The following is a 13,884-nucleotide window of genomic DNA, read 5'->3' as shown; positions in this document are numbered from 1 at the left end:
CGATTACTTCACCCAGATGTTGAGCGGCGACATCATCCAGAAGCCGACCACGATGACCCAGATCACCGTGACGGGCAGGAACACCTTCCAGCCCAGGCGCATGATCTGGTCGTAACGGTAGCGCGGGAACGTCGCGCGAACCCAGATGAACACCGACAGCAGTGCGAAGACCTTCAGCACCAGCCAGAAGACGCCCGGGATGAACGACAGGAATTCGAACGGTGCATCCCAGCCGCCGAGGAACAGCGTCGCGGCCAGCGCCGAGATCACGATCATGTTGATGTACTCGGCGAGGAAGAACAGCGCGAACGCCATACCCGAGTAATCGATCATGTGACCGGCAACGATTTCCGACTCCCCTTCCACCACGTCGAACGGGTGGCGGTTCGTTTCGGCGATGCCCGAGATGAAGTACACGACGAACGCCGGCAGCAGCGGCAGCCAGTTCCACGACAGGAAGTTCACGCCGTGGCCGGCGAAGAAGCCGTGTTGCTGCGAGCCGACGATTTCCGACATGTTCAGGCTGCCGGCCGTCATCAGCACGAGCACCAGCGCGAAGCCCATCGAGATTTCGTACGAGACCATCTGCGCCGCGGCGCGCATCGCACCGAGAAATGCGTACTTCGAGTTCGACGCCCAGCCGGCAAGAATCACCGCGTACACGCCGATCGACGAGATCGCCATCGCGTACAGCAGGCCCGCGTTGATGTCCGCGAGCACGGCCTTGGCCTGGAACGGGATCACCGCCCACACGGCGAACGCCGGCACGACAGTCATGACCGGCGCGATCAGGTACAACCAGCGGCTGGCTGCGCTCGGCTGAATGACTTCCTTCAGCAGCAGCTTCAGCACGTCGGCGATCGGCTGCAGCAGGCCGCCGGGGCCGACGCGGTTCGGACCGAGACGCACGTGCATCCAGCCGATCAGCTTGCGTTCCCACAGAATCAGGTACGCGACGCACAGCAGGATGACGACGGAGACGACGAGGATGCGCACGACTGCCCACACCGTCGGCCACGCGAAGCCGAGAAGCTGGGACCCGCCCGCGTTGATCGTATCGAACAAGCTCATTTACGCCTTCTCCACCACCAGTTCACCGGACAGGCTGCCGAGCGCTGCGCCGGCAGGCGTCGCCGCCGACACGCGAACGACGGTCTCCGCAAGATTCGCGTCGCGCACGGCCGGCAACTGCACCGCACGCTCGCCCTGGCGCACGCGCACGGCGTCGCCTTCCTTCAAGCCCAGCTTGTCGAACAGCGCGGCCGGCAGGGCCGCGGCGTTCGCCGCCTTCGCGGCAGTCGTCAGGTGCAGCGCACCTGCGCGGCGCACGAGTGCGTCGGCATGATAGATCGGCACATCGGCCAGGCGCTCGAAACCGCCGTTCGCGGCATTCGCCGCAACGCGCACCGGCGCGACCGACGTCTGGTTCGACAAGCGGCCCGCGACGCCGGCGTCGCCGAGCGCTGCGAGACGCACTTCTTCCGAGGTCTCGTATTCGAAGTTCGGCAGGCCGAGCAGGCTGCCGAGCACGCGCAGCACCTTCCAGCCCGGACGCGTGTCGCCGAGCGGGCGCACGACGCCGTTGAAGCTTTGCACGGTGCCTTCCGCATTCACGTACGTACCGGCCGTTTCCGTGAACGGCGCAACCGGCAGCAGCACGTCGGCGTAGTCGAGGCCGTGCTTGAACGGCGACATCACGACGACCATCTCAGCCTGGTTCAGCGCGGCGAGTGCCTGCGCCGGATCGGCCGTGTCGAATTCCGGTTCGACGTTCAGCAGCACGTAGCCCTTGCGCGGCTGCTCGAACGCTTCGCGTGCGTTCAGGCCGCCTTCGCCCGGCAGTGCGCCGACGACGTGCGCGCCGACCGTGTTCGCCGCTTCCGTCAGGAAGCCGAACGTGGCGCCGGTGTTGTCGGCGATCCACTTGGCGACGGCGTGCAGCTTCGCGAATTCCGGATGGCGGACCGCGACGTTGCCGAGCAGCACCGCGCGGCGTTCGCCGTTCGCGAGCGACTGGGCGACAGCCTGTGCAGCCGGCGATGCCGTGACGCCCGCGAGCGTGTCGGGCAGCGCGACGCCGCGCAGTTGCGCGACGGCCGCAGCGATGCCGGCCAGCTGGTCGAGCCATGCCGACGGTGCAGCAACGATACGTTGCGCGGTCGGGATCAGTGCGTCGTCACCGGTTGCGTGCAGGAAGTGCAGCTTCGCGCCGTTCTTCGCGGCCTGACGCAGGCGGGCGGCGAACAGCGGGTGGTCGCGGCGAAGGAACGAACCGACGACGAACGCGGCGTCCACGTTCGACAGATCGGCGATCGGCATGCCGAGCCACGGTGCGCCCTGGACCGGCGCCGAGAAATCCTGCTGACGCAGACGGAAGTCGACGTTCGGCGTCTTCAGTTCGTTGGCGAGCTGCTTCACGAGGAACAGCTCTTCAGCGGTGCTGTGCGCGCTCGCGAGCATCGCCAGCGCGTTCGCGCCGTGATCCGCGGCGATGCCCTTCAGGCCCTTCGCGACGTATTCGAGTGCGGTCTGCCAGTCGGTCTCGATCCACTGGCCGCCCTGCTTCAGCATCGGCTTCGTCAGGCGCTCTTCGCTGTTGAGGCCTTCGTACGAGAAGCGATCCTTGTCCGAGATCCAGCATTCGTTGATGGCTTCGTTCTCGAACGGCAGCACGCGCATCACGCGGTTGTTCTTCACCTGCACGACGAGGTTCGCGCCGACGGAATCGTGCGGGCTCACCGACTTGCGGCGCGACAGTTCCCACGTACGGGCGCTGTAGCGGAACGGCTTGCTGGTCAGCGCGCCGACCGGGCACAGGTCGATCATGTTGCCCGACATTTCGGAATCGACCGTCTTGCCGACGAACGTCGTGATTTCCGAGTGCTCGCCGCGGCCCAGCATGCCGAACTCCATCACGCCGGCGATTTCCTGGCCGAAGCGGACGCAGCGCGTGCAGTGGATGCAGCGCGACATTTCTTCCATCGAGATCAGCGGGCCCACGTTCTTGTGGAACACCACGCGCTTCTCTTCCGAGTAGCGCGACGACGACTTGCCGTAGCCGACCGCCAGATCCTGCAGCTGGCATTCGCCGCCCTGATCGCAGATCGGGCAGTCGAGCGGGTGGTTGATGAGGAGGAATTCCATCACCGACTGCTGCGCCTTCACGGCCTTGTCGGATTGCGTATGGACGATCATGCCGGCCGACACGGGGGTCGCGCAGGCAGGCACGGCCTTCGGCATCTTCTCGACTTCGACGAGACACATCCGGCAGTTGGCCGCAACCGACAGTTTCTTGTGATAGCAGAAGTGAGGAATGTACGTATCCGCCTTGTGCGCAGCCTGGATCACCATGCTGCCTTCGGGCACCTCGACCTTCTTGCCGTCTATTTCAAGTTCAACCATGATGGTGAATGGTCCTTAACCTATTTCCGCCCGTTCGCGCCTTCGCCCGACCGTGCGCTCAAATTCCGCAACCGGGTACGCTTCAGGCTGCCGCCGCGTGCGCGTGGCCGCCGACCATGCAGTGCTTGTGCTCGACGTGGTACGCGAATTCGTCCCAGTAGTGCTTGAGCATCCCGCGCACCGGCATCGCCGCCGCATCGCCAAGTGCACAGATCGTGCGGCCCATGATGTTCTCGGCAACCGAGTTCAGCAGATCCAGATCTTCCTGGCGCCCTTCGCCGTGCTCGATACGATTCACGACGCGATACAGCCAGCCGGTGCCTTCACGGCACGGCGTGCACTGGCCGCACGATTCCTCGTAATAGAAGTACGACAGGCGCAGCAGCGAACGCACCATGCAGCGCGTCTCGTCCATCACGATCACCGCGCCGGAACCGAGCATCGAGCCCGCCTTCGCGATCGAATCGTAGTCGAGATCCGTCTGCATCATGATGTCGCCCGGGATCACCGGTGCCGACGAACCGCCCGGAATCACGGCCTTGATCTTCTTGCCGCCGCGCATCCCGCCGGCGAGCTCCATCAGCGTCGCGAACGGCGTGCCGAGCGGCACTTCGTAGTTGCCCGGACGCTCGACGTCGCCCGACACCGAGAAAATCTTCGTGCCGCCGTTGTTCGGCTTGCCGATCTCGAGGTAATTCTGCGGCCCGATGGACAGCAGGAACGGCACTGCGGCGAACGTCTCGGTGTTGTTGATCGTGGTGGGCTTGCCGTACACGCCGAAGCTCGCCGGGAACGGCGGCTTGAAGCGCGGCTGGCCCTTCTTGCCTTCGAGCGACTCGAGCAGCGCCGTTTCTTCGCCGCAGATGTACGCGCCGTAACCGTGGTGCGCGTGCAGCTGGAACGAGAATTCCGAGCCCATGATGTTGTCGCCGAGGAACCCGGCAGCGCGCGCTTCATCGAGCGCGGCTTCGAAGCGTCGATACACTTCGAAGATTTCGCCGTGGATGTAGTTGTAGCCGACGGTGATGCCCATCGCGTACGCGCCGATGGCCATGCCTTCGATCAGCGCGTGCGGGTTCCAGCGCAGGATGTCGCGATCCTTGAACGTGCCCGGCTCGCCTTCGTCCGAGTTGCAGACGAGGTACTTCTGCCCCGGGAACTGGCGCGGCATGAAGCTCCACTTCAGGCCGGTCGGGAAGCCCGCACCGCCACGGCCACGCAGGCCCGACGCCTTGACGTCGGCGATCACCTGCTCGGGCGGAATCTTTTCTTCGAGAATGCGGCGCAGCTGCTTGTAGCCGCCGCGCGCGACGTAATCTTCGAGATGCCAGTTCTCGCCGTTCAGACCAGCGAGGATCAGCGGTTTGATGTGACGGTCGTGGAGGGACGTCATTTCGAGAGCTCCTCAAGCAGCTGGTCGATCTTCTCGCGGCTCATGAAGCTGCACATTCTGTGGTTGTTCACCAGCAGCACCGGCGCATCGCCGCACGAGCCCATGCATTCGCCTTCCTTCAGCGTGAACTTGCCGTCGGGCGTGGTCTCGCCGAAGCCGATGCCGAGCTTCTGTTTCAGGTAGTCGGCCGTCGCTTCCGCGCCGCCGTCCGGGCCAAGCTGGCACGGCAGGTTCGTGCAGAGCGTGATCTTGTGCTTGCCGACCGGGTTGAGCTCGTACATCGTGTAGAACGTCGCGACTTCCTGCACGGCGACTGCCGGCATGCCGAGATAGTCCGCGACGAACTGCATCAGTTCGGGCGACAGCCAGCCGTGCTCTTCCTGAGCAACGGCCAACGCCGACATCACGGCGGACTGTTTCTGATCGGCGGGATACTTCGTCAACGCTCGATCGATTTCCTTCAGGCCTTCAGCTGAGATCATTTTCAGACACGACTCTTTCAATTCCTACCGAACGAACAACCTGCCGCACACTGGGGTGCATGGACGGCAGACCTGGCGCTCACTCTGTTGACAGCTTGCGAAGCCGCGCCGGTTCAGCGCGCATCGCGTGTGACTTGCTGCTCGCCGCCCGCTCGCGCGGGCGGCGCTAACCATTAGCGATCGATCTCGCCGAACACGATGTCCTGCGTACCGATGATCGTGACGGCGTCGGCGATCATGTGACCGCGCGCCATTTCATCGAGCGACGCCAGGTGAGCGAAACCCGGTGCGCGAATCTTGAGGCGATACGGCTTGTTGGCACCGTCCGACACGAGGTAGATGCCGAATTCACCCTTCGGATGCTCGACCGCCGCGTACGCTTCGCCTTCCGGCACATGGAAACCTTCGGTGAAGAGCTTGAAGTGGTGAATCAAGTCTTCCATGTTGGTCTTCATGCCGACGCGCGACGGCGGGGCAACCTTGTGATTGTCCGTCATCACCGGGCCCTGATTCTTGCGGAGCCACTCAATACACTGTTTCGCGATGCGGATCGACTGGCGCATTTCTTCGACGCGCACCAGATAGCGGTCGTAGCAATCGCCGTTCACGCCGACCGGCACGTCGAAATCCATGCGATCGTACACTTCGTACGGCTGCTTCTTGCGCAGATCCCAGGCGATGCCCGAGCCGCGCAGCATCGGGCCCGTCAGGCCCATCTGCAGCGCACGTTCCGGGCTGACCACGCCGATCCCGACCAGACGCTGCTTCCAGATCCGGTTGTCGGTGAGCAGCGTTTCGTATTCGTCGACGCACTTCGGGAAGCGCGTGAAGAAGTCGTCGATGAAGTCGAGCACCGAGCCGCTGCGCGCTTCGTTCATCTTCGCGAGCGCCTTCTCGTTGCGAATCTTCGACGCCTTGTATTGCGGCATTGCGTCAGGCAGGTCGCGATAGACGCCGCCCGGACGGTAGTACGCCGCGTGCATCCGGGCGCCGGACACCGCTTCGTACACGTCCATCAGGTCTTCGCGTTCGCGGAATGCGTACAGGAACACGGCCATCGCGCCGACGTCGAGTGCGTGCGCGCCGATCCACATCAGGTGGTTCAGCACGCGCGTAATTTCGTCGAACAGCACGCGGATGTACTGCGCGCGCTCCGGCACTTCGATGCCGAGCAGCTTTTCGATCGCGAGCACGTAGCCGTGCTCGTTGACCATCATCGACACGTAGTCGAGACGGTCCATGTACGGCACGGACTGGATAAACGTTTTGGATTCCGCGAGCTTTTCCGTCGCGCGGTGCAGCAGGCCGATGTGCGGATCGGCACGCTGGATGACTTCGCCGTCGAGCTCGAGCACGAGGCGCAGCACGCCGTGCGCTGCCGGGTGCTGCGGACCGAAGTTGAGCGTGTAGTTCTTGATTTCTGCCATGACGCCCCCTTAATGTTTCAGACCGCCATAGCGATCCTCGCGGATCACGCGCGGCGTGATTTCGCGCGGCTCGATCGTCACCGGCTGGTACACGACCCGCTTCTCTTCCGGGTCGTAACGCATTTCGACATAGCCCGACACCGGGAAGTCCTTGCGGAACGGGTGACCGATGAAGCCGTAGTCGGTGAGGATGCGGCGCAGGTCGGGGTGGCCTTCGAACACGATGCCGTACAGGTCGAACGCTTCGCGCTCGTACCAGTTCGCGGAGGTCCAGATGTCGACCAGCGATGCCACGATCGGCAGATCGTCGTCCGGCGCGAATGCGCGCAGGCGCAGGCGCCAGTTGTTCGTGACCGACAGCAGGTGCGACACGGCCGCGAAGCGCGGGCCGTCGTAAGCACCGTCGCCGAAGGTCTGGTAGTCGACGCCGCACAGATCGAGCAACTGCTCGAAACGGAGCTTCGGATCGTCGCGCAGCATCTTTGCGACTTCGAGGTAATCGCTCGCCTTCACGACGAGCGTCAGTTCACCGATCGCTTCGGTGAGGCTCACCACGCGCGCGCCGAGCGCGGCTTCGAGGTTTGCCTTGAGGGTCTCGATTTTGCTTGCCATATTGAGGGGACGCTCGGGGCTTTATTGACGGGCGATGGTGTTGGTGCGACGGATCTTCGCCTGAAGCTGGATCACGCCGTACACCAGCGCCTCGGCGGTGGGCGGACAGCCCGGCACATAGACGTCGACCGGCACGATTCGGTCGCAGCCGCGGACCACCGAGTACGAGTAGTGGTAGTAGCCACCGCCGTTCGCGCACGATCCCATCGAGATCACCCAGCGCGGCTCGGCCATCTGGTCGTACACGCGACGCAGCGCGGGCGCCATCTTGTTGCAGAGCGTGCCGGCGACGATCATCACGTCCGACTGACGCGGGCTCGGGCGAAACACGACGCCGAACCGGTCCAGGTCGTAACGGGCCGCGCCCGCATGCATCATTTCGACGGCGCAACACGCGAGCCCGAACGTCATCGGCCACAGCGAGCCAGTACGCGTCCAGTTGATCAGCTTGTCAGCCGTCGTGGTGACAAACCCTTCCTTCAAGACCCCTTCGATACTCATTTGCTTTCCACTCCAGACGAGCGACCGAGCGTGGCCGCCCATGCAAACCGGCGATTAACCCATCACTCCCAGTCGAGGCCGCCTTTCTTCCAGATATAGGCAAAGCCCAGCAGGAATTCGAGCAGAAAAATCATCATTGCGATGAAACCCGGCCAGCCGATATCCCGGAGCGCGACGCCCCACGGAAACAGGAATGCGGTTTCGAGATCGAAGATGATGAACAGGATGGCGACGAGGTAGTACCGGACGTCGAATTTCATCCGGGCGTCTTCAAAGGCTTCGAAGCCGCACTCGTACGGTGCGTTCTTCTCGGCGTCCGGCTTGTTGGGACCAAGGAGCTTGCCGATGCTGACCAGCGCGATACCTAAACCAGTGCCCACGAGGAGGAACAACAAGACGGGGTAATAGGCTGCGAGGTTCAAGGCAATCCTCTATCGGTTGGTTCTGAGCGTCCGGAGAATACCACTTCCGGCGGAAGGAATCATTTCGGAGTACAGGCGATCGCAAGACAACCGCAAGCACACCCCAGAAATGAAAAATGCCAGCCACTAGAAGCGGCTGGCATTGAGTAACTTTGGTGCCGACGGCGAGACTCGAACTCGCACAGCTTTCGCCACTACCCCCTCAAGATAGCGTGTCTACCAATTTCACCACGTCGGCACTGCATGCAACCGGGGGTGTAACTACTTGTTTCCCGCGAATCGCTTCAAGAATTAAATTCTAACCTGACTTCCAGAATTGTTCAACGCACAAACGCAAAAATTTTAACTTTTTATTTCGGGACGTCCTGGCCCGGCGCGCTTGCAGCCGAACCTGCGGCAGCGGATGCCGCGACAGCCGGTGCCGATGCTGCAGGCGCCGATGCCGGTGCGGTCGCAACCCCACCCAGCACGCCTGCCGACGGCGTCGACTTGTACGAACCGAGGTACGTCAGCGCGAGCGTCGCGACGAAGAAGATCGTTGCGAGAATGCCCGTCGTGCGCGACAGGAAGTTCGCCGAGCCCGTTGCACCGAACAGGCTGCCCGACGCGCCGCTGCCGAACGCAGCGCCCATGTCGGCACCCTTGCCGTGCTGCAGCAGCACGAGACCAATCACACCGAGTGCAGACAGCACCTGCACCACAATAATCAGCGTCTTGAATAACAGCATCACACCCACCCGAATGGATCAGGCGACCGGAACGTCCGGCCGCCGTCATGGTTCAATTCGATCTCGGACCGCTCAGCGCGCGGCCCGGCAGATCGCCAGGAAATCTTCCGCCTTCAGCGACGCGCCGCCGATCAGGCCACCGTCGATGTCCGGCTGCGCGAACAGCTCTTCCGCGTTGTCCGGCTTCACGCTGCCGCCGTACAGTACGGACACGTCCGCCGCGCCCTTTGCCGCGAGACGCGCACGCAGGAACGCGTGCACGTCCTGTGCCTGCGCCGACGTCGCGCTCTTGCCCGTGCCGATCGCCCAGACAGGCTCGTATGCGACGACGATGCGCACGGCCTCGTCGGCCGTCAGCACGGCCAGCACTGCGTCGAGCTGCGCACCGACCACCTGCTCGGTCGCACCCGACTCGCGCTCGTCGAGCGTCTCGCCGACGCACACGACAGGCGTGAGCCCCGCCGCAAGTGCGCGCTGCGTCTTCGCCGCGACCGTCTCGTTGCGCTCGCCGTGATACGCGCGGCGCTCCGAGTGACCGACGATCGCATAGCGTGCGCCGAACTCCGCGACCATCGCGGCCGCCACTTCACCGGTGAACGCGCCCTGCTCGTGCGCCGACACGTCCTGCGCACCCCACGCGACACGGCCGCCGTCGAGCTGCGCCTGAACCTGCGCGAGATACGGGAACGGCACGCACACGCCGACCGACGTTTCGGCCGCCACCGCGCCCGCGCCCTGCACCACTTCGTTCAGCAACGCCTGGTTGCCGGCCAGACGGCCGTGCATCTTCCAGTTGCCGATCACACGCTTAGTTCTCTGTTTCGACATCGTGTCTGTCTCGTCACCGCTTGGTCATTAACGCGCCGGAAACCGGCCGTCAGGTTTGATCTGGCGAAGCAAACCGGCGATTTTACTGCGCGCGGCTTGAACCGGTCAAACCGCGCATGTCAAGCCCGGCCGCACGGGCCGTCAGGCGTTCGTACCCCAATCGAGCACGATCTTGCCGGTGTGCTCGCTGCTTTCCATCAGCGCGTGCGCCTGCGCGGCGTCCGCGGCCGGCAAGACGCGATAGATCACCGGCTTGATGCGGCCATCGGCAAGCAGCGGCCACACGCGCGCCTTCAGTTGCGCGGCGATCTGCGCCTTGAACTCGACCGGACGCGGGCGCAGCGTCGAACCCGTGATGGTCAGCCGGCGACGCAGGATCTCGCCGAGGTTGACGTCGGTCTTCGCGCCACCGAGCAGCGCGATCAGCACGAGGCGGCCGCCATCCGCTAGCGCGGACAGTTCGCGCGGCACGTACGAGCCCGCCACCATGTCGAGGATCACGTCGACGCCGCGATCGTGCGTCAGCGACTTCACGACCTCGACGAAGTCTTCCGTCTTGTAGTTGATCGCGCGTTCGGCGCCGAGCGCCTCGCACGCGCGGCACTTGTCGGCGGTGCCGGCCGTCGCGAACACGCGAAAGCCGAGCGCATGCGCGATCTGGATCGCCGTCACGCCGATGCCGCTCGAACCGCCCTGCACGAGCAGCGTTTCCTGCTCGCCGCCCTCGCCCGCGCCGAGCTGCGCGCGGTCGAACACGTTGCTCCACACGGTGAAAAACGTTTCGGGCAGCGACGCGGCCTCGATATCGGTCAGCCCGTCGGGCACCGGCAGGCACTGCAGCAGCGGCGCGACCGCATACTCCGCATAGCCGCCGCCCGCGAGCAGCGCGCACACGCGATCGCCCAGCTTCAGGCCGAACGGGTTCAGCGCGGCGTCGGACAGGTCGCCACCGACGATCTCGCCCGCGACCTCGAGGCCAGGCAGATCCGACGCACCCGGCGGCGGCGCATAGGCGCCCTTGCGCTGGAACACATCGGGCCGGTTCACACCGGAAGCCGCCACCTTGATCAGCACTTCGCCGCGCTTCGGTTCGGGGCGCGGGCGCTCCGCAAGCTTCAGCACGTCGGGGGCACCGAATTCGGTGATTTCGATGGCTTTCATGGTGATGGTCGCTCCAGGATCAGGATCGGAATCGGATGGCGCGCCCGCACGCGGCACGGGCGCCTGACCGGCGCTGCTGCGCCGCACAACGATGCTACAGAAAAAACGGCCGGCACGCTTTCGCACTGCCGGCCGTTGGTCCGCCTGCCCGCTTACTGCTGCGGCGGCGTGTCCGACTGCGACGCCGCCGCTGCTTCATTCAGCAGCGCCTTCGCCGACAGACGCACGCGACCCTTTTCGTCCGTCTGGATGACCTTGACCTTCACTTGCTGGCCTTCCTTCAGGTAGTCGTTGATGTCCTTCACACGCTCGTTGACGATTTCCGAGATGTGCAGCAGGCCATCCTTGCCCGGCAGCAGGTTCACGATCGCGCCGAAATCGAGCAGCTTCAGAACCGTGCCTTCGTACACCTGGCCGACTTCGATCTCGGCCGTGATTTGCTCGATGCGCTTCTTCGCTTCGGCCATGCCGTCGCTGTTCGTGCTCGCGATCGTCACGACGCCGTCGTCGGAGATGTCGATGGTCGTGCCGGTTTCTTCCGTCAGCGCGCGGATCACCGAACCGCCCTTGCCGATCACGTCGCGGATCTTTTCCGGGTTGATCTTGATCGTGATCATGCGCGGAGCGAATTCCGACAGTTGCGTGTTCGCACCCGAGACTGCCGACGTCATCTTGCCGAGGATGTGCATGCGGCCTTCCTTCGCTTGCGCGAGCGCGACCTGCATGATTTCCTTCGTGATGCCCTGGATCTTGATGTCCATCTGCAGTGCCGTCACGCCTTGCTCCGTGCCGGCCACCTTGAAGTCCATGTCGCCGAGGTGATCTTCGTCGCCGAGGATGTCGGTCAGCACCGCGAACTTGTTGCCTTCGAGGATCAGGCCCATCGCGATGCCCGCGACGTGCGCCTTCATCGGCACGCCGGCGTCCATCAGCGCGAGGCAGCCGCCGCACACCGAAGCCATCGACGACGAACCGTTCGATTCGGTGATTTCCGACACGACGCGGATCGAGTAGCCGAATTCGTCGGCGCTCGGCAGGCACTTGACCAGCGCGCGCTTCGCGAGGCGGCCGTGGCCGATTTCGCGGCGCTTCGGCGAGCCGACGCGGCCCGTTTCGCCGGTCGCGAACGGGGGCATGTTGTAGTGGAGCATGAAGCGCTCGCGGTACTCGCCTTCGAGCGCATCGATGATCTGCTCGTCACCCTTCGTGCCGAGCGTCGCGACGACCAGCGCCTGCGTCTCGCCGCGCGTGAACAGCGCCGAGCCGTGGGTACGCGGCAGCACGCCGGTGCGGATCTCGATCGGGCGCACGGTGCGCGTGTCGCGGCCGTCGATGCGCGGCTCGCCGTTCAGGATCTGCGAACGGACGATCTTGGCTTCGATGTCGAACAGCACGTTGCCGACCGTTGCCTTGTCGGCTGCGGCCGTACCGGCTGCCTGCGCGTCTTCCTCGAGCTTCGCCGAGGTTGCTGCGTAGACTTCCTTCAGCTTCGTCGAGCGTGCCTGCTTGTCGCGGAGCTGGTAAGCAGCGAGCAGGTCGTTCTGTGCCAGCTCGGTCACGCGCGCGATCAGCGCTTCGTTCTTCGGTGCCGGCTGCCAGTCCCACTCGGGCTTGCCGCCTTCGCGCACCAGTTCGTGGATCGCGTCGATCGCGACCTGCATTTGCTCGTGGCCGAACACCACGGCGCCCAGCATCACGTCTTCCGACAGTTGATCGGCTTCCGATTCGACCATCAGCACCGCACGTTCCGTACCGGCGACGACGAGGTCGAGGCTCGATGCCTTGATCTGGTCACGCGTCGGGTTCAGCACGTACGCGTTGTCGATGTAGGCCACGCGAGCGGCACCGACCGGGCCGTTGAACGGCAGGCCCGACACGGCGAGCGCAGCCGATGCGCCGATCAGCGCGGGGATGTCCGCCGGGATTTCCGGGTTCACGGACAGCACGTGGATCACGACCTGGACTTCGTTGTAGAAGCCTTCCGGGAACAGCGGGCGCAGCGGACGGTCGATCAGGCGCGACGTCAGCGTCTCGTGCTCCGACGGACGGCCTTCGCGACGGAAGAAGCCGCCCGGGATCTTGCCGGCCGAGTAGGTCTTCTCGAGGTAGTCGACGGTCAGCGGGAAGAAATCCTGACCCGGCTTCGCCGACTTCGCGCCGACGACGGTTGCCAGCACGACGGTGTCTTCGACGTCGACGATCACCGCGCCGCTCGCCTGGCGAGCGACTTCACCGGTTTCGAGGCGCACCTTGTGCTGGCCCCACTGGAATTCCTTCACGACCTTGTTGAACATGGACATGGTTGCTCCTTTGAATTCATGCATTTCAATCGCCGCGCCGGCCATCCAGCACGGCGGCGTCCCGACCGAATCACCCGGAGCAAGGTGTGTTTTTTATGCCATTCCAGCGCGGCGCTCACGCAGCGACGCGCTGGAATGACACAAATCCTGCCCCGGCATCAGCCGTTGCGGCAGCCCCGCACGAACGTGCCGGACAGCCTGCGATGCGTGTGACGCTACGCACCGCGCAAAAACAAAATGCCTGTATCAGCGGACTGACACAGGCATCTTGCTGGCGGCAATCGCCTCGATTACTTACGCAGACCCAGCTTCTCGATCAGTGCGCGGTAACGGTCGGCATCCTTGCCCTTGAGGTAGTCGAGCAGCTTGCGGCGGCGGCTCACCATGCGCAGCAGGCCGCGGCGGCTGTGGTGATCCTTCGCGTGGGTCTTGAAGTGACCCGTCAGTTCGACGATACGTGCGGTCAGCAGAGCGACCTGGACTTCGGGCGACCCCGTGTCGTTGGTAGCGCGGGCGAACTGAGCAACGACTTCCGACTTCTTGATATCTGCAACAGACATGTGATTTCCTTTCTAACTGAACAGGCGGACACGGAAGAATGGCCGTGCCGTGACTTACAACCGGCGCG

The 13,884-nt window shown here is 64.2% G+C and carries 13 protein-coding genes and 1 tRNA gene; all 14 read right to left on the bottom strand.

The window, feature by feature from the left end; translation table 11 throughout:
- Nucleotides 1-3 precede the first annotated feature (3 nt).
- Nucleotides 4-1,071, bottom strand: a complete 1,068-nt coding sequence (nuoH, locus tag LGN19_RS21490; RefSeq protein WP_226216993.1) for an NADH-quinone oxidoreductase subunit NuoH — start codon at nt 1,069-1,071, stop codon at nt 4-6.
- A complete protein-coding gene (nuoG, locus tag LGN19_RS21485; protein ID WP_122945896.1) occupies nt 1,072-3,402 on the bottom strand; it encodes an NADH-quinone oxidoreductase subunit NuoG in 2,331 nt (776 codons plus the stop codon).
- 82 nt (nt 3,403-3,484) lie between these two features.
- The gene (nuoF, locus tag LGN19_RS21480; protein WP_006478267.1) at nt 3,485-4,795 is read right to left on the bottom strand and encodes an NADH-quinone oxidoreductase subunit NuoF; all 1,311 of its coding nucleotides are present in this window, start codon (nt 4,793-4,795) and stop codon (nt 3,485-3,487) included.
- A complete protein-coding gene (gene nuoE, locus LGN19_RS21475) occupies nt 4,792-5,277 on the bottom strand; it encodes an NADH-quinone oxidoreductase subunit NuoE (protein WP_006750460.1) in 486 nt (161 codons plus the stop codon). The genes nuoF and nuoE overlap by 4 nt, the downstream gene beginning before the upstream one ends.
- Before the next feature lie 173 nt (nt 5,278-5,450).
- Complete coding sequence (locus LGN19_RS21470) at nt 5,451-6,704, bottom strand: NADH-quinone oxidoreductase subunit D (RefSeq protein WP_043188847.1); 1,254 nt, start codon at nt 6,702-6,704, stop codon at nt 5,451-5,453.
- A 9-nt stretch (nt 6,705-6,713) separates the two neighbouring features.
- Nucleotides 6,714-7,316: an NADH-quinone oxidoreductase subunit C gene (locus LGN19_RS21465; RefSeq protein ID WP_011352699.1), complete on the bottom strand. Its 603-nt coding sequence runs from the start codon at nt 7,314-7,316 to the stop codon at nt 6,714-6,716.
- 21 nt (nt 7,317-7,337) lie between these two features.
- Nucleotides 7,338-7,817 (bottom strand): NuoB/complex I 20 kDa subunit family protein, encoded by a 480-nt coding sequence (locus tag LGN19_RS21460; protein WP_006398799.1) that lies wholly within the window; start codon nt 7,815-7,817, stop codon nt 7,338-7,340.
- A gap of 62 nt (nt 7,818-7,879) precedes the next feature.
- Entirely contained in the window at nt 7,880-8,239 is a 360-nt protein-coding gene (locus LGN19_RS21455; protein WP_226216991.1) for an NADH-quinone oxidoreductase subunit A, read from the bottom strand.
- Between the two features lie 153 nt (nt 8,240-8,392).
- Nucleotides 8,393-8,477: transfer RNA gene (locus LGN19_RS21450), tRNA-Leu, on the bottom strand.
- A 112-nt stretch (nt 8,478-8,589) separates the two neighbouring features.
- Nucleotides 8,590-8,967 (bottom strand): preprotein translocase subunit SecG, encoded by a 378-nt coding sequence (gene secG, locus LGN19_RS21445; protein WP_011352700.1) that lies wholly within the window; start codon nt 8,965-8,967, stop codon nt 8,590-8,592.
- Between the two features lie 72 nt (nt 8,968-9,039).
- Nucleotides 9,040-9,795, bottom strand: coding sequence for a triose-phosphate isomerase (gene tpiA, locus LGN19_RS21440; protein WP_122945899.1), 756 nt, complete (start codon nt 9,793-9,795; stop codon nt 9,040-9,042).
- A gap of 141 nt (nt 9,796-9,936) precedes the next feature.
- A complete protein-coding gene (locus LGN19_RS21435) occupies nt 9,937-10,956 on the bottom strand; it encodes an NAD(P)H-quinone oxidoreductase (RefSeq protein WP_122945900.1) in 1,020 nt (339 codons plus the stop codon).
- Between the two features lie 152 nt (nt 10,957-11,108).
- Nucleotides 11,109-13,256, bottom strand: a complete 2,148-nt coding sequence (gene pnp / locus LGN19_RS21430; RefSeq protein ID WP_122945901.1) for a polyribonucleotide nucleotidyltransferase — start codon at nt 13,254-13,256, stop codon at nt 11,109-11,111.
- Between the two features lie 290 nt (nt 13,257-13,546).
- Nucleotides 13,547-13,816, bottom strand: coding sequence for a 30S ribosomal protein S15 (rpsO, locus tag LGN19_RS21425; protein WP_043188860.1), 270 nt, complete (start codon nt 13,814-13,816; stop codon nt 13,547-13,549).
- Between the last annotated feature and the right edge of the window lie 68 nt (nt 13,817-13,884).

Source organism: Burkholderia sp. AU30198, from assembly GCF_020419825.1.
Taxonomy (GTDB): domain Bacteria; phylum Pseudomonadota; class Gammaproteobacteria; order Burkholderiales; family Burkholderiaceae; genus Burkholderia.
This window is presented reverse-complemented; position numbering and strand designations above follow the sequence as displayed.